Origin of the sequence: Bradyrhizobium sp. RDI18, from assembly GCF_043203335.1 — a bacterium.
Taxonomy (GTDB): Bacteria; Pseudomonadota; Alphaproteobacteria; order Rhizobiales; family Xanthobacteraceae; genus Bradyrhizobium; species Bradyrhizobium retamae.
The window spans coordinates 4655399-4677632 of record NZ_JBICRN010000008.1 but is presented as its reverse complement, the minus strand read 5'-3'; the positions used below and the strand labels follow the sequence as shown (position 1 = coordinate 4677632).

Genomic DNA, 22234 nt, shown 5'->3' with positions numbered 1-22234 from the left:
TGGCGGACCAGCCGCAATGCATCCTGGTCATCACTGGGGCGACGGCGGAGGGCTGCCGGAAGGCCGTCGATTGCCTGATCAAGGATCGCGACGCTCTGTTGGCGTTCTACGATGTCCCGGCTGAGCATTGTTGCACTTGCGAACGATCAACCCGAGAGCGACGGCGTCGGATCGCCGGAAGGGTGGTCGTGCACCATTTACCTGAGACGGCAGGCCGCGCCGGTGGCTCAGAACGATCCCGCCACCGAGCCGAGCGCGATGACGGCAACGAGGGCGATGAGTGCGCCGACGATGCCGACCATGACGATGTCGCGATAGCTGTCCCGGTGCGTCGATCCGCAGACGGCGAGCAGCGTGACGACCGCGCCGTTATGCGGCAGGCTGTCGAGCGTACCCGAACTGATCACCGCCACGCGATGCAGCAGCGCGGGATCGAGTCCGATCTCCGCCGCGCGCGTCATATACGTCGCCCCGAGTGCGTCGAGCGCAATGGTCAGCCCGCCCGATGCCGACCCCGTGAGCGCGGCGAGCACGTTGGTCGCCACCGCGAGCGAGACCAGCGGTCCGCCGCCGATGCCGAGCACGGTGTCGCGCACGACATCGAAGGCGGGCATAGCCGCCACCACGGCGCCGAAGCCGACCAGGCTCGCGACGCTCAGGGCCGGCAGTACGGCGGCGTTGGCGCCGGCGTCCATGGTTGCACGCAGGGCCGGCAATCGCCGATGGCTGACAGCGAGGACCGCCACGATCGCACAGGCGAGGGCTGTGATGACAGCCCATACGCCGCCGACGGCCGCGAGCGACGTTTCGCCCCAGCGAGCTTCGGCGAGAAAGCGGGTGTCCAGTGCCGGCAAGATGAGCAGCGACATCGCGAGATTGACGATAATCACCACAATGAGCGGCAGTGCGGCGAGTACAACCGACGGCGGAACGTCGGTCACCGCACCGTGTACGATCTCCGCCGGATCGAACTCCCGCGCGGTGGTGGCGCGTTCGCGCAGCTTTTCGTCGGTGGCAAGACGGGCGGAAGGCATCGGCACGCCGTCGCCGAAGCCTTCGCCGCTTCTTTTGAGTTGGCCACTTCGCGGTTGAGCCACCACAGGCCGAAGCCGAGCATGATCAACGATGCCAGAAGGCCAAGGCCGGGCGCGGCGAACGGCGTGGTGCCGAAGAATGGCATCGGGATCGCATTCTGGATCGATGGCGTGCCGGGCAGCGCCGACATGGTGAAGGTGGAGGTGCCGAGCACGATTGCCGCCGGCATCAGCCGCCGCGGGATGCCGGCGTTGCGAAACAGCTCGTGCGCCATCGGTGCGAGCACGAAGAAGGCGACAAACAGACTGACGCCGCCATATGTGACGAGCGCTCCGGCGAGCACCACTGCGAGCACAGCCCGCCGCGTGCCCAGCCGCCGCGTCATGAAGGTCGCGATCGCGGCGACCGAGCCGCTGTCTTCCATCAGTTTGCCGAACAGGGCGCCGAGCAGAAACAGCGGAAAGAACTGTGCCAGAAAGCCTGCCGCGCTGACCATGAAGGTCTGGGTCCAGTGGGCCAGCAGTGGCTCGCGGGAAAACAATGCGGCAACCAGCGCGGCAAGCGGCGCGAGCAGCAACACGCTCCAGCCCCGATAGGCGAACAAGATCAGCAGGCCGAGCCCGATCAGGATGCCGAGAAGTCCCAACAGGGTCATCGCCCTCAGCACTCCGCAAGCAGTGCATCGAGATCGGCGGTGGAGCGCCGGCCGAGATCGTCAGCATGCGTCTTGAGGAATGCGTCGGCGCTCTTGCGTCCTTCTTCCTTGAGCAGCGAAACGAACTGCCATTCAGCGTTGAGTTTAGATGATGCGCCGAACTCCGTGAGCGCGTCGGTCATGATCCGGTGCGTGCGCATTCCGGCCCAGCGCGCGCCCTCGCCGTGTCCGGGGTCCGCCACCTGGCGCAGCAGCGCGATCATGCGCAATTCCTTCATGAGCGGCGAGTTGAAGGAGATTTCGTTGAGGCGATTGAGAATTTCGTTTGCCGTACGCGGCGGTTTCGGTCGTTCGCGCGGATTGATCTGCACCAGGATGGTGTCATGAGCGTCGCTTTCGCGCACCAGCGGCGTGAGGGTCGGATTGCCGGCATAGCCGCCATCCCAATAGGGCTCACCGTCGATCTCAATTGCCTGGAACATGGTCGGTAGACAAGCCGAGGCAAGCAGGACGTCGGCCGTGATCTCCGCATTGCGGAAGATGCGGCCGCGGCCGGTGCGCACATTGGTCGCGGTGACGAACAGCCTGATTGATGCCCGGGCCAGTCGCTCGAAATCGATGCTTTCGGCGAGGATGGCACGCAGCGGGTTGAGGCCGAGCGGATTGAGATCATAAGGCGAAAGCACACGGGCCATCAGGTCCATGGCGACATAGGCGGGTGACGTGTCGAGCGTCCAGCGGCCCATCAGTCGGTCGAGCGGCGAGCGCTGCAGCGGGCTGAACGCGGCAGCGCGCGACACGCTTCGCCAAAAGGCCGCGAGCGCCGCCCGCGCGCCATCGGCACCGCCTTGCGTCCACCCGTCGGCCACCAAGGCTGCATTCATTGCGCCCGCCGACGTGCCGGAGATTGCCTCGATCCGCAGCCACGGCTCCTCGATCAGACGGTCGAGCACGCCCCAGGTGAAGGCGCCGTGGGAGCCTCCGCCCTGCAAAGCAAGGTCCACCAGAACGGGTTCGCGCGCTGTTTCGTCCATCGTCACCCTCGTTGGCCGGAAGATGAAACGACACTCAGTTCAGGACGCCCCGATACTTCCTCTCGACCCTTCGTAAGATCGGCGCAGCAGTGCGAACAGACTGCCGCCCGTCGCCGCGCCCAGCAGGTAGGCGACGGCGACCAGCACAGCGAGCGGCACGCTGGCATTCAGGCCGAGGAAGGACATGGTGACGAGTTCGAAGTTCTGCAGCGCGAAGATGATGGTCGCAGCGACGAACAGAATGATCACGGCGAGGTAGATCCAGCGCATGGGCGCCTCCCTTTCGTCGATCAAGAGACTGCGCCACGCGCAGCCCGCCGACCACACTTCAGCGAGCGCGGCGCAGGCCGAAGCCGAGCCCGATCCAACCAGCACCGGCCATGATGAGATCGATGGCGAGGAACAGGCCGAGGATATAGAGACTCGAAACCGGCCAGCGCACCAGGATCAGCACGCCGAGCAGAAGCGTGATCACGCCGGATAGCGCGACCCAGATCCAGGGCATTTCTCGTTTCATGCTGAAAGCCAGCACGATCCGCATGATGCCCGAGACCACCAGCGATGCGCCGAGAACGAGGGTCAGTAGCACTGCCGCGAGCAACGGATTCTGGAACGTCGCGAAGCCGGCGATGATGTAGAGCACGCCAAGCAGAGCCCAGAGCAGAAACTTGCCCCAGCTCTTGACCTGGAAGGCGCTAAACACCTCTGCGACGCCGGCGATGATCATCATCACGCCGACCACGAAGACGCTCACGACGGTAGCCATTGCGACGCTGCCGAGCGCGATAAACCCGGCGAGCAGATAGACGACGCCGAGTGCGACGATCCACCCCCACTTCGCGCGTAGCGGTGCCGTATCCGAACCGGCCTGAGGGCTCTTGACGGTGTCTGAAGTGCTGGTCATGACGGTCCTCCGATGCGAAAACCTATCCGACGTTAGTTCGTCGGCCCCTCGACGCTAGAGCGCGCGGCAAGGGACGCTCGACAGGTGGATACTAGCGCAACTGCGCGTTGCGATCACCTGATTTCGTTATCATCGGTCGTGATTTCGCCGTGCGAGGTCCTGCCGCGGCACGATGCTGGTCGTCTCGTTGGCGATAAACGATTATTGAGCGGTAGCAATACGCTACATCAGCTTCAGCCCTTTCAGGCTCGTGTGCCCGTTCTTGCCGACGATGATGTGGTCGTGCACGGAAATGCCGAGCGGGGTCGCGATCTGGATGATGGCCTTGGTCATCTGGATATCGGCCTGCGACGGCGTCGGATCGCCGGAAGGGTGGTTGTGCACGAGGATCAGCGCAGTCGCCGATAGTTCGAGCGCCCGCTTGATCACTTCGCGCGGATAGACCGGGGTGTGGTCGACGGTGCCGGTCTGCTGCACCTCGTCGGCGATCAGTTGATTGCGCTTGTCAAGGAACAGCAGGCGGAACTGCTCCTTGTCGGCAAACGCCATTCCGCTCCGGCAATAATCGATCACGTCGTTCCAGGACGAGAGCGCAATCTTGCGCTTGATCTCGCCTTTCGCGACCCGGCTTGCTGCCGCGGCGAGCAGCTTGATCTGGTTGATCGATGCTTCGCCGATGCCGTCGACCTCGCGCAGGCGTGCCACCGGCGCGTGAATGACTTCGGCAAACGAGCCGAATTTTTCAAGAGCGCCTTCGCCAGCGGCTTGGTGTCGCGCCGGGGCAGGGCCGGAAACAGCGCCATCTCCAGCAGTTCGTAGTCGCTCAGCGCCTCCGGCCCGGCGCCGTAAAACCGCTCGCGCAGCCGCTCGCGATGACCGTGGTAGTGCGGCGTCTCTGTGGATTGATCCGGGGGATTGCTGGTCTTGGCAGGCATCGGCCGTAACCATGCCGTGCCGGTGAGGTTTTGCAACTCTAAAGTGCGAGAGCATTTGAGGAAAAAGGCGCCGCGCAGACCGCGGCGCCTTCGGGGCGTTTTCAATTCGTGCCTGTGATCAGGCCTTCACGGCCGCGAACGCATAGCCATTGCCGTCCTTTGTCAGCGTGCCGACATTCGGGAAGCCGAAGTGATATCCGGCGATCATGCCCTTTTCCGCGATCACGCGATCGAAAAAGGCGCGGCGCGTGGCTTCCGCCTTAGGCCCGTCTGCGTCGAACGACGAGAACCAGCCGGGATTCCGCACGAACAACTGGTGCATGCCGGTCACGTCGCTCTGGATGAATAGCTGCTGCCCGCCCGAAGCGACCAGGAAGGACATGTGGCCGACGGTGTGGCCGGGCGTGGCAATCGCCTTGACGCCGGGCGCGACGTCGGCACCGTCATTGTACTGCTTGATGTTCTTCCAGGTCGGGAAAGTTGCCTGGATCCGCTTGACGTGGGGGCGATTGGCCTCGGGCACCTTCTCCACCAGCGCCGGATCGGTCCAGAACTTGTACTCCACCTCGGGCATCAGGATTTCCGCATTCGGAAAAACCTGGGCGTTGGTTTCTTTCACCCACAGCCCCGAAATGTGATCGGGATGGAAGTGCGAGATCACCACCGTGGAGACCGTCGCGGGATCGAGACCCGCCGCCTTCATGTTGTCGGCGAGCTTGCCAACTGTCGCAGGGCCATTGCCGCCAAAGCCGGTGTCGAACAGCACAACCTTACCGCCGGTCCGGATCGCGGTGACGGTGAAGGGATTGTCGAACTTATCCGGGTTGATGCCGGCAGCCGTCAGCGCCTTCTTGATGTCGTCAAGCGAGGCGTTCTTGATCATTCCCTCAGTGGCGGCGCGCTCGACACTGCCCTCATGCAGGCTGAAGGCCTCGATCTCGCCGACCTTGAATTTGAGGCTGTCGGCGGCCCGTTGCGCGTGCGCCGCGCCGATGAACGAAACTGGTCCCTTGAGGCCGAAAACGAGCGCTGCCCCCGTGCTCCCGAGGACCAGATCGCGACGTGAAATTTCGAACATTGCCCTTGCTCCCTTGGTTGCTCTTTTGCCCGCCAGAGACTTCCGTTCCGAAGGGCTCGCGCTAGATGCTACCCCGCACAACCCGGGATATTCCGATGCTATTGCAGCTCAATGACAAGGCGTGTTGCTGCAATGCGCCGCGGCTCTCGGCAAAGCGGGGTTATCAGCACATGCGAAGCATTTGCAGCCAAGTCGCAGCCGGGACGGTCAACGCGGAAAGGAACCTGTACGGTTACGAACGGCTGGTCGTTCGGGATGGCCAGTTAGGCCGGAGCCAGCGGCTTCTCGCCGTTGCGCTCTGACAGCGTAAAAATCTCGACGCCGGTCGCGGTCACGCCGACCGAATGCTCGAACTGCGCCGAGAGCGAGCGATCGCGGGTCACGGCGGTCCAGCCGTCGGACAGGATTTTTACATGCGGCTTGCCGAGATTGATCATCGGCTCGATGGTGAAGAACATGCCGGGCTTGAGCATCACGCCTTCGCCGGGCCGGCCGATATGGATGATGTTGGGCTCGTCGTGGAACATGCGCCCGAGGCCATGGCCGCAGAAATCGCGCACCACGCTCATGCCCTGCGGCTCGACAAAACTCTGGATGGCATGGCCGATGTCGCCGGTGGTGGCGCCGGGCTTCACCGCGGCGATGCCGCGCATCATCGCCTCATAGGTGACTTCGATCAGCCGCTCGGCCTTGCGGGCGATCGGATCGATCACATACATCCGGCTGGAATCGCCGTACCAGCCGTCGACGATGAAGGTGACGTCGATATTGACGATGTCGCCTTCCTTCAGCGCGCGGTCGCCCGGCATGCCGTGGCAGACCACGTGATTGATCGAGGTGCAGGTCGAGTAGCGATAACCGCGATACATCAGCGTCGCCGGATAGGCGCCATGGCTGAAGGCGAAGTCGCGGACGAATTCGTCGATCCGCGACGTCGGAACGCCCGCCTTGACGACGTCGGTCAGCTCGTCGAGGCATTTGGCCACCAGCGCGCCGGCCTTGCGCATGCCGGCGAAGCCGCTTGCGCCATGCAGCTTGATCTGGCCGGTTTTTCGCAAGGAGGTGTCGGTGGCTTCGATATAGCTCATGGGCGGGTCATGCTTCTGGAACGGAAAAAGGGCTGATTTTGACTACCTAATTTAATGATCCAACCGGTCAGTGCAAGCCGAGGTTGGACCACGGCGCGGCTTTAAAAGGCTTGCATCTAGCCGGAAACTTCCACTACGGGCTCGACCGGCAGCGCGCCGCCGCGGACCCGGATTTCGCGGACCGGATAGGGAACGCGGATCCCCTCCCGCTTGAACGCATCCCACAGCTCCAGCATCACGTCGCTCTTGACGTTGTCGAGTCCGTCGGGATCCGGCAACCAGAAGGTCAGCGAGAACTTCATGCCGGCCTCGGCGAATTCGGTCAGGATGCAGTTCGGTGGCTTGTTCTTGATGGCGCGCGGCACGGCGCCTGCAATGTCGATGGCCAGTTTGCACACCGCCCGCGGATCAGCGTCGTAATTGGTGCTGAACAGCACCTTCACCAGCGTGTTCTTGTCGGTATAGGTCCAGTTCACGACCTTCTGCGTCACCAGGTCTTCGTTCGGGATCAGGAACTCGCGGCCGTCGCCGGCGGCTACCGAGATGTAGCGCGTCTTCATCGTGCTGATGCGCCCGGTGTTGTCGCCAATGGTGACGAGATCGCCCGGCTTCACCGACTTGTCGACCAGGAGGATGATGCCGCTGATGAAGTTGGCGACGATCTTCTGCAGGCCGAGGCCGATACCGACGCCGGCCGCGCCGGTGAACACCGCGAGCGCTGCGAGGTTGATGCCGACCGCACTCAGGGCCACCGCGATGGCAAATACCATCAGCGTGAACCGGACGATCTTGACGAGGAGAACCTGGATCGACGGCGTCAGATCGCCGGACCGGGTGATGCGGCCCTCCACGAAGTTGCTGGCGATGTTGGTCAGCCACAGCGTCACGATCAGGAGCGCACCGAGCTTGATCAGGAGCAGCGGCGTCAGCCTGAGATCGCCGAGCACGATCGAGACCGAGTCGAGCGCCTCGACCACCGGCTCGAGCTGGCCCAGAATGCTCAGGGCCACGACCAGCCAGGCCGAAATCGACACCAGCCGGACCACGAAGGTATTGCGGATCACCGAGGTGATGAGGTTGATGACCAGCCACGCGAAGGCGAGCTTGGCGGCAACCGCGAGCAGATAGCTGCGGCTCGGCCAGGTCGACGCGATCATGACTCCACGCGCCAGCATCATTAGAAGCGCGAACACCGCCGTCGACGTGCTGCCGACCAGCACGCGGACGAACAGCCGGAACGGCGCCGGCCAGCCCATTGCAACCGACGAAACGTCTATCCTGGAGCGCACGGCGGTGGCGCCAGCCCAGGCGATGCCTGCGGCCGTCAGGATCAGTCCCAGTTGCAGATAGAACCAGGGCGAGGTGACCTCCGCGCCGACCGAACGCGCGGCGTTGTGCAGGATCTCGATGATCTCTTTCAGGTCCATCGGAAAATTCTCGTTCGAGGCTCTGGCCCCATCAGACAAAGGTGATTCGCGAATAGCAGGCAGATTCTCACAGGCGACGTGCGGATGCCATCGATACGCAGCTACGCGGCAAGGTCAGGCCCGTAAATCCGGCACATTGCCGCGATCGCAGAAATGGGTTGGCGATCAAGTGTGGCAACGATAAGGATGCAAATGCAAGTATTTGCGACGATATCGGAGGTTCATGACTTCTCTCGACTCGGTCAGCATCGCCATCTTTCTGGGCGCCATTCTGGTGATGGCGGGCATCCTGTCGAGCCTGCTGGCGTTGCGCTTCGGGGCGCCGCTGCTGCTGGTGTTCCTCCTGATCGGCATGCTGGCGGGCGATGCCGGGCCGGGCCAGCTCAGCTTCGATGATGTCCGCACCACCTATCTGGTCGGCTCGGTGGCGCTGGCGCTGATCCTGTTCGACGGCGGCCTGCGAACCAAGTTTCAAAGCATTCGCACGGTACTTGCCCCGTCGATGGTGCTGGCGACCATCGGCGTACTGCTCACCGCGCTGATATCAGCGCCGGTCGCCAAATACGCGCTCGACCTGAACTGGACCGAGTCCCTGCTGGTCGGCGCGGTGGTGGCGTCGACCGATGCCGCCGCGGTGTTTCTGCTCGTCCACACCCAGGGCCTGCGCCTGCGTCCCCGTGTCGGAGCGACGCTGGAAGCGGAGTCCGGCACCAACGATCCGTTCGCGATCTTCCTGACCTTGATGCTGGTCGAATTCATTTCCATCGGTCAAAGCTCACCCGGACATGTCGCATTCGAACTCGCGCGCGAGGGTCTGCTCGGCGCCATCTTCGGGGTGGTCGGCGGTCGTCTGGTGGTGCTGGCGCTCAATCACATGGCGCTGCCGCAGGGCTTGCATGCGCCCTTCGTCACGACCGCGGCATTGGTGGTTTTCGGTGTAGCGCAGATTGCACATGCGTCAGGCTTTCTCGCGGTCTATCTGGCGGGAATCATCGTCGGCAACCGGCCGACGCGCGCCCATAATTCGGTGGTGACGTTTCTCGATGCCGCGACATGGCTGGCGCAGATCGTGATGTTCGTCCTGCTCGGGCTGCTGGCGTCGCCGCAGCGCCTGCTGGATAGCGTCGGTCCGGCCGTGATCGTGGCGCTGGTGCTGATGCTGGTGGCGCGGCCGATCGCGGTGTTGCTGTGCCTGGTGCCGTTCCGGTTCAACTGGCGGGAAAAGATCTTCATCGCCTGGACCGGCCTGCGTGGCGCGGTCGCGATCTTCCTCGCCTCGATCCCGATGCTGGTCGGATTGCCAAAGGCCTATCTTTATTTCGACGTCGCCTTTGTCGTGGTCATCATCTCGCTCTTGCTGCAGGGCTGGACACTGGCGCCGGCGGCGCGGTGGCTGCACGTGGCGCTGCCGCGCATCGAACGCGGTCCGCGGCGCGTCGAGCTCGATCTGCCCGGCCAGCTCGAGCAGCAACTGGTCGGTTATCCGGTACGGGCGAAGAGCCTGTATTTCCGGCGTGGCCTTACGCCATCCTGGTCGAAGCCGACGCTCGTCATCCGCGACGAGCGGATTCTCTCGCCCGCGGAGGCCGATCCGATCGAAGCCGGCGACTACGTCTATCTGCTGGCGCCGCCGGAAAAGGCCGAGGCGCTGGACCGTTTCTTTGTCGATATGCCGCCGAGCACGGCGCCCGACCCGCATCTGCTCGGGGATTTCGTGGTGTCGGGCGAGCACACGCTGGGTGAACTGGCGGAGGTCTACGGCGTCGCCACCAGCGAGGATCAGGCCAAGCTGACGCTGTCGGATTATTTCGATATCCATCTCGACCACGCGCCGAAAGCAGGCGCGGAACTGGCGCTCGATCCCATCGTCCTTGTCGCGCGCAATATCAGTGGCGGCCGCGTCAACGTGGTTGGCCTGCGGCTGCCGGAAGATGAAGAGAAGGTCGTGCCCCTGACAAGCTGGCAGGCCTTCAGGCGCAAGCTTGCGGATATCTGGTCGTCGGTGGCAGGCGTTTGATCGCCCGCAAAACTTGTTTTGGCTGTGGTCCGTCACAGAGCGCGCCGTTTTGATTCGACGCAGGGCGCGCATTGCGCCAGAGTTACTCCTCCAGCGTAAATCCGACTCGCAAGGTGACCTGGTAGTGGCGAACCGAGCCATTTTCGATATGGCCTCTGGTCTGAACGACCTCGAACCATTTCAATTCGCGAATGGTCTTTGATGCGCGGGTGATGGCGTTCTGAATGGCATCCTCGATGCTTTTTTCGGACGATCCGGCGAGATCCAGGATCTTGTAAACGTGATCCGTCGTTCCAACGGTACTGGGCATTGCAAACCTCCGTTGATTGGTGCCTGCTTCTTCCTGTTCAACGTTCTGATGCGATCAGGAGCGTGTCCATTCTGAACGAGTTCTCACGCTCTTCAGTTCCATATAAAGCCGGCGGCTAAGAGAGGCGATTCAGCGAACGAAAAAGGCCCCAGCCGCCGGCTGAGGCCTTCCCGTCATGTGCTATACGCGCTCAATAGATGTAGGGAGCGCAGACGTACACGGTGCGCGGACCATACTTGGTGAAGATGGTCTTGTAGCAGCTTCCGCCGACATAGAACGACGTTCCAAAGTGGCGATGGCCCCAGTGACCATGTCCATGATGTCCATGATGTCCATGCCCATGATGACCATGGCCGTGATGACCGTGGCCGTGGCCGTGACCGTGATGGCCACCATGCTTGCCGCCGGCGGACGCCGGTGCGACCGCAGCCGCGGTCATGGCAATGGCGGCGACGGCAGCGAGGGTAATCTTGCGAAACATGTACATTCTCCAATCCAGGCATGATTGCCTGATATGCCTGTGAGACGGGCCCGGGGCGGAGAAAGTTCGACGGATTTTTATGAACGCGCGTTCACATGTGACCTACAGCACGCAGCAAGCGTTCAGTGGTATACCGCCTTCGCTCGTGCGGTCAGGAAGCGCGATCCTGCGCTCCTCTGATGCAATATCCGCGGTTGAGGAATGAACCGAGTATCATTAGCCTGCGGGGCAAGGCCGCTTCACGGCCGCACGGTGGAAACGCAGGAGAGACACAACAATGTCCGGCCCCTCTGACGACCAGCTCGGCTTTGCACCCGACTATGATTCTCCCGTTCCCTATATGCAGCGGACCCGCGACTACTACGCGGCGATTGGCTACACCACGCCCTACCGCTGGGCGCACTATGTCGACGCGCCGTTCCAGCCGCTGAAAAAGCCGCTCGCGCAATCGCGCGTCACCATCGTCACCACGGCCGCCCAATATGATCCCACCAAGGGCGATCAGGGACCGGGCGCGGCGTACAACGGCAGTGCCAAGTTCTATCAGGTCTATGACGGCGACACCTCGAAAGAGCACGACTTGCGTATCTCGCATATCGGCTACGACCGCAAGCACACCACGGCAACCGACAGCGGCACCTGGTTTCCGCTGCCGCAGCTTCTGAAGGCCAAGGCCTCGGGGCGGATCGGTGAGGTCGCGCCGCGCTTCTTCGGGGCGCCGACCAATCGCAGCCACCGCGTCACCATCGACGTCGACGCGCCCGACATCCTCGCCCGCTGTCTTGCCGACAAGGTCGATGCCGCCGTGATCGTGCCGAACTGCCCGGTCTGCCATCAGACCTCGGCGCTGGTCGCGCGTCATCTCGAAGCCAACGGCATCGCCACCGTGGTGATGGGTTGCGCCAAGGATATTGTCGAATACGCCGCCGCGCCGCGTTTCCTGTTTTCGGATTTCCCGCTCGGCAATTCCGCCGGCAAGCCGCATGATGTGGAGTCGCAGGCGCTGACGCTCGAACTGGCGCTGCGGCTGCTCGAGTCCGCGCCCGGCGCGCGCACCACGATGCAGTCGCCGCTGCGCTGGAGCGAGGATGCCTCCTGGAAGCTCGACTACAACAACATCTCGCAGATGAGCCCGGAAGAACTGGCGCGCCGCCGCGCCGAGTTCGACAAGCAGAAGGAAATCGCACGCGGTAACCGGGCGGCTTGATCCCGTCACCCTCCCCTGGAGGGGGAGGGTCGCCGCGCAGCGGCGGGGTGGGGTGACGGTCTCTCCACGTCCAACAGTGCCTGAGTGGAGAGATCACCCCACCCCGTCTCACATTTCGCTGCGCTCCATGTGAGCCGACCCTCCCCCTCTAGGGGAGGGTGGATTTCACGGCCACCCTCTCCTGCAATGGGAGAGGGAAGAAGGAAGCAGGAGGACGTTCCATTGACCCGACCGTTCGAAGGCGTGAAGATTCTCGACTTCACGCAAGTGCTGGCTGGCCCCTATGCGAGTTACCAGCTCGCGCTGCTCGGGGCCGACGTCATCAAGGTGGAGCGGCGCGAGGGCGAGGACATGCGCCGCACGCCGCTGAGCCGCGAATGGGCCGAGCGCGGCCTCGCGCCGGGCTGGCAGGCGATCAACGGCAACAAGCGCAGCCTGACACTCGACCTCTCGAGGCCGGAAGCGATTGCCATCGTCAAGCAGCTCGCCGTCCAGGCCGACGTCGTGATGGAGAATTTTCGTCCCGGCGTGATGGACAAGCTCGGCATCGGCTATGCCGCGCTGTCTGAGATCAACCCGCGGCTGATCTATTGCGCCATTTCCGGCTTCGGTCAGACCGGGCCGGAACGGCTGGGAGCGGGCTACGACGGCAAGATCCAGGCGCTATCAGGCATCATGTCGATCACCGGTCATCCCGAGACCGGGCCGACGCGGGCCGGCTTTGCGGTTTGCGACGTGCTGTCGGGAGCGACCGCAGCCTTTGGCGTGTCGAGCGCGCTGTTCCAGCGCACCCATACCGGCAAGGGCCAGTTGATCGACGTCTCCATGCTGGAGGCGACGCTGGCGTTTTTGTCCGGGCAGGTCGCGGACTATTCGGTCGCTGGCCACCGCCAGCAGCTTTCCGGCAATCAGGCCGTGAGCCGAAGGCCCACCGCCAACCTGTTCAAGGCCGGCGACGGCTATCTGCTGCTCGCCGTCAACAGCGAGAAGCAATACCGCGCCTTGATGACCGCGCTCGGCCGCGCCGATGCGCTTGAGGATTCCCGCTTTGCTGACTGGTTTGCCCGTCAGGAAAACGAGCCGGCGCTGCGGGCCATCATCGAGGAGGCGCTGTCCAGGAAGGACCCGCGCGAGTGGGAAAAGCTCCTGGAAGCCGCAGGCGCGCCCTGCGCCAGCATCTGGAAGATCGAGGAGGTGATCGACCACCCGCAGATCGCCGCGCGCGGCGCCATTCAGGAAATCGATACGCCCTATGGCCGCCTGCGCTTTGCCGGCAGCGGCTTTCAGCTCGCCCATGGTGGCGGAAGGCTGGACCACATGGCGCCCGCGCTCGGTGCCCACACCGACGAGGTGCTGGCATCGCTCGGCTATAACACGAAGGCGATCGCGGAACTGCGCGCGCGCGAGGTCGTCTAGCGGTAGCCGGGGCAGGGGCGCGCCTAGCCCTGTCCCGTTTTGGGTGAGCCCGCGCATGGCGACCCTGCGCCAAGGCGCTTTAATCGAGCCGGTTCACCGTCTAAAAGACGCCTTTCCCGATCCAAGAAGGATAGATCATGCCCGCCTATCGTTCCCGAACCACGACACACGGCCGCAACATGGCGGGCGCCCGCGGCCTCTGGCGCGCCACCGGCATGAAGAACGAGGACTTTGGCAAGCCGATCATTGCGGTGGTCAACTCCTTTACCCAGTTCGTGCCCGGCCACGTGCACCTGAAGGACCTCGGCCAGCTCGTCGCGCGCGAAATCGAGAAGGCGGGCGGCGTCGCCAAGGAGTTCAACACCATCGCCGTCGACGACGGCATCGCGATGGGCCATGACGGCATGCTCTACAGCCTGCCGTCGCGCGAAATCATCGCCGACAGCGTCGAATACATGGTCAACGCGCATTGCGCCGACGCGATGGTCTGTATCTCCAACTGCGACAAGATCACGCCCGGCATGCTGATGGCGGCGCTGCGCATCAACATCCCGACCGTGTTCGTGTCCGGCGGCCCGATGGAATCAGGCAAGGTCAACCTCAAGGGCAAGGTCCGCGCGGTCGACCTGATCGATGCCATGGTCGCAGCCGCCGACAGCAATGTCAGCGATGCGGACGTGGAGGTGATCGAGCGCTCGGCCTGTCCGACCTGCGGATCGTGTTCGGGCATGTTTACCGCCAATTCCATGAACTGCCTGACCGAGGCGCTTGGCTTGGCGCTGCCGGGTAACGGCTCGGTGCTGGCGACGCATGCCGACCGCAAGGGATTGTTCGTCGAGGCCGGGCACCTGATCGTCGACCTGGCGCGGCGATATTACGAGCAGGAGGACGAAACCGCACTGCCGCGGGCGATTGCCAACTTCAAGGCGTTCGAGAACGCGATGACGCTCGACATCGCCATGGGTGGATCGACCAACACCGTGCTGCATCTCTTGGCGGCGGCTTACGAAGGCCAGGTGCCGTTCACGATGCAGGATATCGACCGGCTGTCGCGGCGGGTGCCGGTGCTGTGCAAGGTCGCGCCGTCGGTGGCGGACGTGCACCTGGAAGACGTGCACCGCGCCGGCGGCATCATGGCCATCCTCGGCGAACTCGACCGCGCCGGGCTGCTCAACCGCGGTCTGCCGATGGTTCACTCTAAGACGCTGGAAGACGCGCTGAGCCGCTGGGATATCAAGCAGACCAAGAGCGAAAGCGTCCGCAAGTTCTTCACGGCGGCGCCGGGCAACGTGCCGACGCAGGTCGCCTTCAGCCAGGAGCGCCGGTTCGAGGAACTCGATACCGACCGCGCCACGGGCTGCATCCGTGACGCCGCGCACGCCTTCTCCAAGGACGGTGGCCTCGCGGTGCTCTCGGGCAATCTCGCGGTCGACGGCTGTATCGTGAAGACGGCGGGCGTCGACGAGAGCATTTTGAAGTTCGAAGGACCGGCGCGGATTTTTGAAAGCCAGGATGCCGCGGTCGAAGGTATTTTGGGCGGCAAGATCAAGGCCGGGGACGTCGTCGTGGTCCGCTATGAGGGACCCCGCGGAGGTCCCGGCATGCAGGAGATGCTGTATCCGACCAGCTACCTGAAATCGAAGGGCCTCGGAAAGGTCTGCGCGCTGATCACCGATGGCCGATTCTCCGGTGGCTCCTCGGGCCTGTCGATCGGACACATTTCGCCGGAAGCGGCTGAAGGCGGCCTGATCGGTCTCGTGGAAGACGGCGACCTGATCAAGATCGACATCCCCGCGCGCTCGATCAGCCTCGTGGTGGATGACGCGACGCTGGCGAAGCGCCGCGAAACCATGCTGGCCCGCGGGGCGGACGCCTGGAAGCCCGCCAAGAAGCGCAGCCGCAACGTGTCGATGGCGCTGAAGGCCTATGCCGCGCTGACGACCAGTGCCGCCCGCGGTGCGGTGCGGATCGTGCCGGAGTAAATCTTGCGCGGGCTTTCTTACCTCTCCCGCTTGCGGGGAGGTCGGATCGCATCGATAGATGCGATCCGGGTGGGGGCTCTCTCCATACGGGCAGTGTGACTCGCGGCGGCACCCCCACCCCGGCCCTCCCCGCAAGCGGGAGAGGGAGTCGAGCCCCTTCGCGGGTCCATACTTGCCTAACTCAACGATGCTCTACGTCAGCACCTCGACGCCGCCGAGCGCGGTGACGCGGCCGCGCTTGAGCATCACGATCTGGGTCGCGAGCTGACGCAGCTCGGCGGCGTCGTGGCTGACATAGACCATGGGGATGCCTTCGTCGCGCAGCCGCACCAAATAGGGCAGGATTTCCTCCTTGCGGCCTTCGTCGAGCGATCCCAGCGGCTCGTCCAGCAGCAACAGCCGCGGCTTCGATAACAGCGCGCGGCCGAGCGCAACGCGCTGGCGCTCGCCGCCAGAGAGTTTTCCGGGACGGCGATCGAGCAGATGGCCGATTTCGAGCAGGTCGGTGATGCGCGTGAATTGCGCGGGATCTGCCGCGAGACGGTTCATGCGCCGGCCGTAGTCGAGGTTTTGCCGCACGTCGAGATGCGGAAGCAGCCGGGCGTCCTGAAACACGTAGCCGATCCGTCGCCGATGCGGCGGCACGTGGACGCCTGCGGATGTATCATCGAGCGTCTCATCGTCGAGTGCGATGATGCCGCGATCGGGCCGCAACAGCCCTGCGATCATGTTGATCAGCGAGGTCTTGCCGGCGCCGGATGCGCCGAACAGGCCGGTGACGCGGCCCTGGCTCTCGAAGGAAGCCTCAAGCGAGAATTCGCCGAGTTGCTTGGTGACGTCAACGCGCAGCATGGGTCAATTCCCGTGCAGGCGCTGCGTGGCGCGCCGCGCGAACCATTCGGACGCGATCAAAGCGCCCATCGAGATCACGATCGAAATCAGCACCAGTCGCCCCGCCGCGGCATCGCCGTCCGGCGTCTGGATCAGCGAGTAGATCGCTGATGAAATGGTCTGGGTTTCGCCGGGAATGTTGGAGACGAAGGTGATGGTGGCGCCGAACTCGCCGATTGCCTTGGCAAAGCCGAGCACCATGCCGGCCAGCACGCCCGGCAGCGCCAGCGGCAGGGTTACCGTCGCAAACACCTGCCACGGCGCCGCGCCGAGCGTGCCTGCCGCCTGCTCGAGGCGACGGTCGACCGCCTCGATCGAGAGCCGGATCGGCCGCACCAGCAGCGGAAACGACATGATGCCGCAGGCGAGCGCGGCGCCGGTCCAGCGAAACGCGAACACGATGCCAAGATGATCGGCGAGCCACGCCCCGACCAGGCCACGGCGGCCGAAGCTCAGCAGCAACAAATAGCCGGTGACCACCGGTGGCAGCACCAGCGGCAAATGGACCAGGGCGTCGAGAACCGATTTGCCCCAGAACTCACGCCGCGCCAGCAGCCACGCCAACGCGATGCCGAACGGCGTCGCCACCAGGGTTGCGATGATGGCCACCCGCAGCGACAGCAGGATGGCGGTCCATTCGGCCGGCGAGATCTCGAACATCAGGTTGACGGGCTGACGAGGAATTTGAAGCCGTATTTTTCAAAAATGGCCTTCGCCGCGGTCGAGCGCAGGAAGGCGAGATAATTGGAGGCTTCCGGCTTCGCGGTCGTCGTCGCCGCGACGGGATAGATGATCGCGGAATGGGAATCGGCCGGAAAGGTGCCGACGATTTTGACGCCGGGCTCGACCTTGGCGTCGGTGGAATAGACGATGCCGAGTGCAGCCTCGCCGCGCGCCACCAGCGTCAGCGCGGCGCGAACGTCGACGGCCATCGCAAATTTCGGCTCGGCGGCCTGCCATGCGCCGAGCTTCTCCAGCGCCGCCTTGGCGTATTTGCCGGCGGGCACGGATTTCACGTCGCCGGTGGCGATCCGGCCGTCGCCGGCGAGTTTTGCAAGATCGAAGCCGGGGCCGATGTTCACGTTGTCGATTTTCGAATCCTTCGGTGCGATCAGCACGATGCTGTTGCCGAGCAGATTGATCCTGCTCGGTTCGTTGATGGTCTTCTTTCCGATTGCGTAGTCCATCCAGTCGGTATCGGCGGAGATGAATATATCGGCCGGTGCGCCCTGTTCGATCTGTCGGGCGAGCGCAGAACTGGCGGTATAGCTGACGGTGATCTTGGCGCCCGTCTTCGCGGCATAGGCGGCGTCGATCTCGTCGAGCGCATTCTTCATCGAGGCCGCGGCGAAGATGGTCAGGGATTTGTCCTGCGCGGCGGCGGGCGAGGGGATGGCTAACGATAAGGCGAAGGCCAGGACAAGGCCGGCAAGACGATTCATCGGGCGCTCCATGCATGATTGCGAGCTGCGGTTGCCGCGCGCAGGACAGGCGTTGGTTGGGGTAAGGCGACCATCGGAAGCGCCGTTCCGGTATTCCCTGAAAGACTTGCGGTCGATCGGGATATCGCCAGCCCTGACAATAGTCAGGATGGGAGAGGAGGTAAAGGCGGCTGCACCGGCTTGCAAGGTGCAGCCGGGCCGTCAATGGTGCGGGCCGTCAATGGTGATGGTGTCGCTTGTGCCCGCCACCGCCGTAACCCCGCAGCTCCGCATATTTGGTCATCTGCGACGGGGTCAAAATGCTGCCGGTCGACAAGTGATATTTCAGATGGGTCTCGCGCAGCACCCCTTGCGTGGCGGCAACGGCGGCGGTGGACGCCTTCAGGCTTTCGGGCGTGACGGTGCGGGTGGCAAACTGCTTGTCCAGTTCGGCTTCCTGCTCGATCAGCCTGGCGCCCAGCGGCATCGCTTCGGCCTTCATGGAATCGAACAGGCGCTGCATGCCGGCGCGTTGCTCGGCGGAGAGTTCGAGCTTGTCGGCAAGCTCGAGAACGTGCAACGGCCCCGGATAGCCGTTCAGTTCGGCCGCAAGCGCCAGGCCCATTCCGCGGCCGGCGCCAAGATCGGAAATCTGCTGCTCCGATAGCGCCTTGATCGAGCGCGTCTGCATTCCTGCATAAGGGGTCTGCGCGTGCACGCTCGTGACGAATGCGATCGATGCAATCAGGGGCCAAATCTTCATCGTCGTTCTCCGCTGGGTCTGCTTGACACTTCGTGTTTGGTATCCGGCGCGTTCAGCACCGACTTGCAGGCGGGCGGCAGCGCCGCCATCGTCATCGGCGGCTTCGGCTTCGGCGGCACTTTCGGCGGTTTCGGATGCAGCACCGCGTCGCTGAACCAGTAGGCGAGGTCGGCAGGCTGGCAGCCTTCGCCATCGTTCGGTTCGGGCTGGCTCTCGCATTCGCCGGCGCCGGGCGGGCATTTCATGCGGATGTGGAAGTGATAGTCGTGGCCGTACATCGGCCGCACCTTGTGGAGCCAGCCGCGGTCGCCCTTGGCTTCGCGACACAACGCCTTCTTGATCGCGGCATTGACGAAGATGCGCTGTACGGTCGGCTCGAGCGCCGCGGCGCGGATCACCGCAAGATGCGTCGGCGTCCAGGCGTGCGGATCGATATCGAGCCGGTCGCTGCGCACCATCATCACCGCGGACATCTCCTCGCGCTCGTTGCGCGATAGTTGCCGGTTCGGCATCGGCGTCAGCCAGATGTCGGCATCTAACCCCACCTGATGGCTGGCATGCCCGGTCAACATCGGCCCGCCGCGTGGCTGCGACATGTCGCCGACCAATATGCCGGGCCAGCCGGCATCCCGGCGCGCTCTGGCGGCCAGCCGCTTGACCAGCGCGACCAGATCCGGGTGGCCCCAGTAACGATTGCGCGACAGCCGCATCACCTGCCAGTTATCGCCGTTGATCGGCAGCCCTTCCGCGCCCGCGATGCAGCCATGGGCATAGAACCCGTGCACGCGCGTCGGCATTGCCGTCGGCAGCACCTTGCGGCCGAACAGTTCCTTGGCGGCGATGTTGGGATCGTTGGGATTGGCCAGCGGCGGCAGCGGTTTTGGATGGACCGTGCCCTTGTCCTGCGCCCATGCGCTTGCGGCATGGGCGGCGGATAGCAAGGTTATGAGGGGGATCAGAAACAGGCGCGGGTTCATTGGACCAGAGAGTTCAGGGATCGCTCATTTCGCGCTAACGTAGCATGAAATCGGCAACAGGGGAGAGGCGCGGCTAGCACAATTGCGTGGTCCCCACAGCGCAACAATCCGCGCAACCCCCGCATCGAAATCAACTCACGCGTTCCCTCACTGCAACTCGATGTTGGCGGACTTGATCACCGCGGCCCACCGGTCGATTTCCTCGCGCATGTAAGCGGATGACTTGTCGATCGGGCCGCCGAAAATACCGGCGGACAGTTTCTTGAGCTGATCCTGCACCTGAGGCTGGCGCAAGGCCTCGTTCACATCGGCGTTGATCTTCTCGACGATGTCTTTCGGAGTTTTGGGCGGCGCTACGATTCCGTACCAGGCGACCGCTTCGAAACCCGGCAACGTTTCGGCGATCGTCGGTACATCCGGCAGCGCGGGGAGCCGTTTGGACGAAGCCACGGCGAGCAACTTCAACTTGCCCGCCTGGACAAGCGCCAGCGAGACGCCGAGATTGTCGAACATGACGTCGACGTCGCCGGCGACAAGCCCCTGCAACGCGGGCGCCGAGCCGCGATAGGGAATGTGCCGCAGCTTCACCTTCGCCATCGATTGAAACAGCTCCGACGTCAAATGCGAGGTCGTGCCGTTGCCCTGCGTGGCGCAGATCGTCTTGTCGGCATTGCCTTTCAGATATTCGATAAGCTCGGGCACGCTCGATGCCTTGACGTTGTTCGGATTGACGATCAGCGCGTTTGGTACCTGGGCCATCACCACAATCGGCTCGAACTTGGTCGGATCGAAGCCGAGCCTGGGGTACAGATTGTGATTGATCACGAGCGGCGGCGGCGGCGACGAGAGCAGGGTGTAGCCGTCAGGCGCCGAATGAAAGACCTGCTCGGCACCAATGTTTCCCGCGGCACCCGTGCGGTTTTCGATGACCACCGGCTGGCCCCATTTGCGTGACAGCCAGTCCGCGATAATCCGTGGAATGGCATCGGCCGTTCCTCCGGCGGGGAAGGGCACGACGATCTTCACGGAGCGGTCTGGATAGTCCGCGGCCGATGCGCGCGCATGAAAATGCGTGGACATGACCAGAACCAGCGGCAGGAGCGCCAGTTTACGGCGGGCGGCAAGCAGAGCTGGCATGGCGCCGTGCATTGAAACTCCTCCCGCTGTCGTTCTTCGTCCGGTCCACTGCGCCGGCGCTTGGTGTTTACGGCAAGGGAGGATAGCTTGAACGAGCAAGCTTCCGAAGCATTTTTCGCGTGGGATGATGACGCAGCCGCAGCTCACTGTTGTGATCATTGGAGGTGGCATCGGCGGATTGTTCGCCGCGAACGCGCTGATCGCTCACGGCTTCAATGTTTCCGTCTATGAGCAGGCGCCCGCGCTTGGCGAGGTCGGGGCGGGCGTATTTCTGACACCCAACAGCGTGCGGCAGTTGCAGCGGGTGGGGCTCGGACAGCAGGTGGAAAGATGGGGGGCCAGGGTCGGTACCGCTTCTCACTATTTTCGCCACGACGGCGCGCCGATCGCTCCGGTTCAGGTGACGGACTCCGCGGGCTGGAACGCGACGTTCGGCATGCATCGCGCGGACCTGGTCGAGATTCTGGCCAACGCATTGCCGCCCGCTGTGGTTCGCACGGGCCATCGCGCTACAGGCTTCGAGCAGGCCGATCAGGTTGCGCGCGTGACATTCGCCAATGGCGCCGCCGCGGAAGGCGACGTCGTCATCGCAGCCGATGGCATCCACTCGGAGCTCCGGCGCTATGCGGCGCCGCCGTCCCGGCCGGTGTTTCACGGCTCCGTCGCCTATCGGGGCGTGCTGCCGCATCAGCGCATTCCGCGCTGGCCGACCGATTGCTGGCAGATGTGGCTGGGCCAGGGAAAACATTTTCTCAGCTTTCCGGTCCGATCGGGCGAGCTCATCAACTATGTCGGCTTCGTGCCGGCTGATGCCGAAATGAAGGAATCCTGGTCTGCGCCCGGAGATCCCGACGTGCTTCGCCGCGAGTTCGAGGGCTGGGACCCGCGCATCGGGACGTTGCTGAGCCAGGTCGATCAGACGTTCCGATGGGCGCTGTACGATCGCGAGCCGCTGCCGGCCTGGACGCACGGCCGGTTGACGCTGCTCGGCGATGCCGCGCATCCGATGCTGCCGCATCTCGGCCAGGGCGCCAACCAGTCGATCGAGGACGGCATGGCGCTGGCAACGATTCTGGCGCAGGCGTCGCGCGCCAATGTGCCGGCCGCGCTGCTGGCTTATGAGCGGCTGAGGCGCGAGCGGGTAGCGGCGGTTCAGCGCGGTGCGCGCGAGAATGGGATGCGCTACGACTCGTCCTACGCCGATCTCGGCGTGCGCGATGCCGAGATATCAGCCCATGCGGCGTTCCGCAGGCGGCTTTACGATCACGACGTGGTACCGGAAGCGCAAGCCGCGGCATCTTCGCTGTGCTGAGCGGGCGTTGCGCTGCGGTCGTATTAACCGCGCGATAACCCTCTCGGTCACCGATGGGCATTTATGCGCACGCGCGGCGTTTCGCGCATTCCTTGTGCATCCGCCGCGCGAGAAGCTGTGCCCGGCGGCCGCGCGTCGATTATGCCCCGTGGATCGGCGGTCCG

Annotated in this window: 19 protein-coding genes and 2 pseudogenes; 5 read left to right on the top strand and 16 right to left on the bottom strand. The window is 63.9% G+C overall.

Going from position 1 to position 22234, the window contains the following annotated elements:
- Positions 1 to 227: 227 nt before the first annotated feature.
- The 8 genes and pseudogenes from ACFXS9_RS31740 to ACFXS9_RS31705 all read right to left on the bottom strand — a co-directional run bounded on the left by ACFXS9_RS31740 (position 228) and on the right by ACFXS9_RS31705 (position 8156).
- Positions 228 to 1681: pseudogene (locus ACFXS9_RS31740) on the bottom strand (GntP family permease).
- 14 nt (positions 1682 to 1695) lie between these two features.
- Entirely contained in the window at positions 1696 to 2724 is a 1029-nt protein-coding gene (locus tag ACFXS9_RS31735; protein ID WP_392695872.1) for a patatin-like phospholipase family protein, read from the bottom strand.
- 39 nt (positions 2725 to 2763) lie between these two features.
- Positions 2764 to 2994: a hypothetical protein gene (locus tag ACFXS9_RS31730; RefSeq protein WP_392695869.1), complete on the bottom strand. Its 231-nt coding sequence runs from the start codon at positions 2992 to 2994 to the stop codon at positions 2764 to 2766.
- Positions 2995 to 3052: 58 nt separating this feature from the next.
- The gene (locus tag ACFXS9_RS31725) at positions 3053 to 3628 is read right to left on the bottom strand and encodes an HdeD family acid-resistance protein (protein ID WP_392695866.1); all 576 of its coding nucleotides are present in this window, start codon (positions 3626 to 3628) and stop codon (positions 3053 to 3055) included.
- Between the two features lie 222 nt (positions 3629 to 3850).
- Positions 3851 to 4563: pseudogene (radC, locus tag ACFXS9_RS31720) on the bottom strand (DNA repair protein RadC).
- 118 nt (positions 4564 to 4681) lie between these two features.
- Positions 4682 to 5641 carry an MBL fold metallo-hydrolase gene (locus ACFXS9_RS31715; protein ID WP_392695863.1) on the bottom strand — a complete coding sequence of 320 codons (960 nt, stop codon included), beginning with the start codon at positions 5639 to 5641 and terminating at the stop codon, positions 4682 to 4684.
- 263 nt (positions 5642 to 5904) lie between these two features.
- Positions 5905 to 6729, bottom strand: coding sequence for a type I methionyl aminopeptidase (gene map, locus ACFXS9_RS31710; protein WP_392695860.1), 825 nt, complete (start codon positions 6727 to 6729; stop codon positions 5905 to 5907).
- Between the two features lie 116 nt (positions 6730 to 6845).
- On the bottom strand, positions 6846 to 8156 hold the full coding sequence (locus ACFXS9_RS31705; protein ID WP_392695857.1) for a mechanosensitive ion channel family protein: 1311 nt from the start codon (positions 8154 to 8156) through the stop codon (positions 6846 to 6848).
- A 223-nt stretch (positions 8157 to 8379) separates the two neighbouring features.
- On the opposite strand from ACFXS9_RS31705, the gene ACFXS9_RS31700 reads away from it, so the two are divergent.
- Positions 8380 to 10173 (top strand): potassium/proton antiporter, encoded by a 1794-nt coding sequence (locus ACFXS9_RS31700; protein WP_392695854.1) that lies wholly within the window; start codon positions 8380 to 8382, stop codon positions 10171 to 10173.
- 82 nt (positions 10174 to 10255) lie between these two features.
- Here ACFXS9_RS31700 and ACFXS9_RS31695 read toward each other — a convergent pair whose 3' ends face one another.
- Together ACFXS9_RS31695 and ACFXS9_RS31690 are read right to left on the bottom strand one after the other, a co-directional pair.
- The gene (locus tag ACFXS9_RS31695) at positions 10256 to 10483 is read right to left on the bottom strand and encodes a dodecin (RefSeq protein ID WP_392695851.1); all 228 of its coding nucleotides are present in this window, start codon (positions 10481 to 10483) and stop codon (positions 10256 to 10258) included.
- A 190-nt stretch (positions 10484 to 10673) separates the two neighbouring features.
- A complete protein-coding gene (locus ACFXS9_RS31690) occupies positions 10674 to 10964 on the bottom strand; it encodes a hypothetical protein (RefSeq protein ID WP_392695848.1) in 291 nt (96 codons plus the stop codon).
- Positions 10965 to 11241: 277 nt separating this feature from the next.
- Here ACFXS9_RS31690 and ACFXS9_RS31685 point away from each other — a divergent pair, with 277 nt between their 5' ends.
- The 3 genes from ACFXS9_RS31685 to ilvD all read left to right on the top strand — a co-directional run bounded on the left by ACFXS9_RS31685 (position 11242) and on the right by ilvD (position 15569).
- Positions 11242 to 12171 (top strand): glycine reductase, encoded by a 930-nt coding sequence (locus ACFXS9_RS31685; protein ID WP_392695845.1) that lies wholly within the window; start codon positions 11242 to 11244, stop codon positions 12169 to 12171.
- Between the two features lie 222 nt (positions 12172 to 12393).
- On the top strand, positions 12394 to 13587 hold the full coding sequence (locus ACFXS9_RS31680) for a CaiB/BaiF CoA transferase family protein (RefSeq protein WP_392695842.1): 1194 nt from the start codon (positions 12394 to 12396) through the stop codon (positions 13585 to 13587).
- A gap of 137 nt (positions 13588 to 13724) precedes the next feature.
- Complete coding sequence (ilvD, locus tag ACFXS9_RS31675) at positions 13725 to 15569, top strand: dihydroxy-acid dehydratase (RefSeq protein WP_392695839.1); 1845 nt, start codon at positions 13725 to 13727, stop codon at positions 15567 to 15569.
- Positions 15570 to 15761: 192 nt separating this feature from the next.
- On the opposite strand, the gene modC is transcribed toward ilvD, so the two are convergent.
- The 6 genes from modC to ACFXS9_RS31645 form a co-directional block, all read right to left on the bottom strand.
- A complete protein-coding gene (gene modC / locus ACFXS9_RS31670) occupies positions 15762 to 16421 on the bottom strand; it encodes a molybdenum ABC transporter ATP-binding protein (RefSeq protein WP_392695836.1) in 660 nt (219 codons plus the stop codon).
- Between the two features lie 3 nt (positions 16422 to 16424).
- On the bottom strand, positions 16425 to 17120 hold the full coding sequence (gene modB, locus ACFXS9_RS31665; protein ID WP_392695833.1) for a molybdate ABC transporter permease subunit: 696 nt from the start codon (positions 17118 to 17120) through the stop codon (positions 16425 to 16427).
- Positions 17120 to 17902: a molybdate ABC transporter substrate-binding protein gene (modA, locus tag ACFXS9_RS31660; protein ID WP_392695830.1), complete on the bottom strand. Its 783-nt coding sequence runs from the start codon at positions 17900 to 17902 to the stop codon at positions 17120 to 17122. Before modA ends, modB begins: the two co-directional genes overlap by 1 nt.
- 217 nt (positions 17903 to 18119) lie before the next feature.
- Positions 18120 to 18644: a Spy/CpxP family protein refolding chaperone gene (locus ACFXS9_RS31655; RefSeq protein WP_392695827.1), complete on the bottom strand. Its 525-nt coding sequence runs from the start codon at positions 18642 to 18644 to the stop codon at positions 18120 to 18122.
- The gene (gene mepA, locus ACFXS9_RS31650; RefSeq protein ID WP_392695824.1) at positions 18641 to 19621 is read right to left on the bottom strand and encodes a penicillin-insensitive murein endopeptidase; all 981 of its coding nucleotides are present in this window, start codon (positions 19619 to 19621) and stop codon (positions 18641 to 18643) included. Before mepA ends, ACFXS9_RS31655 begins: the two co-directional genes overlap by 4 nt.
- Before the next feature lie 147 nt (positions 19622 to 19768).
- The gene (locus ACFXS9_RS31645) at positions 19769 to 20770 is read right to left on the bottom strand and encodes a Bug family tripartite tricarboxylate transporter substrate binding protein (protein ID WP_392695821.1); all 1002 of its coding nucleotides are present in this window, start codon (positions 20768 to 20770) and stop codon (positions 19769 to 19771) included.
- Positions 20771 to 20885: 115 nt separating this feature from the next.
- On the opposite strand from ACFXS9_RS31645, the gene ACFXS9_RS31640 reads away from it, so the two are divergent.
- On the top strand, positions 20886 to 22070 hold the full coding sequence (locus ACFXS9_RS31640; protein ID WP_392695818.1) for an FAD-dependent monooxygenase: 1185 nt from the start codon (positions 20886 to 20888) through the stop codon (positions 22068 to 22070).
- Positions 22071 to 22234 lie beyond the last annotated feature (164 nt).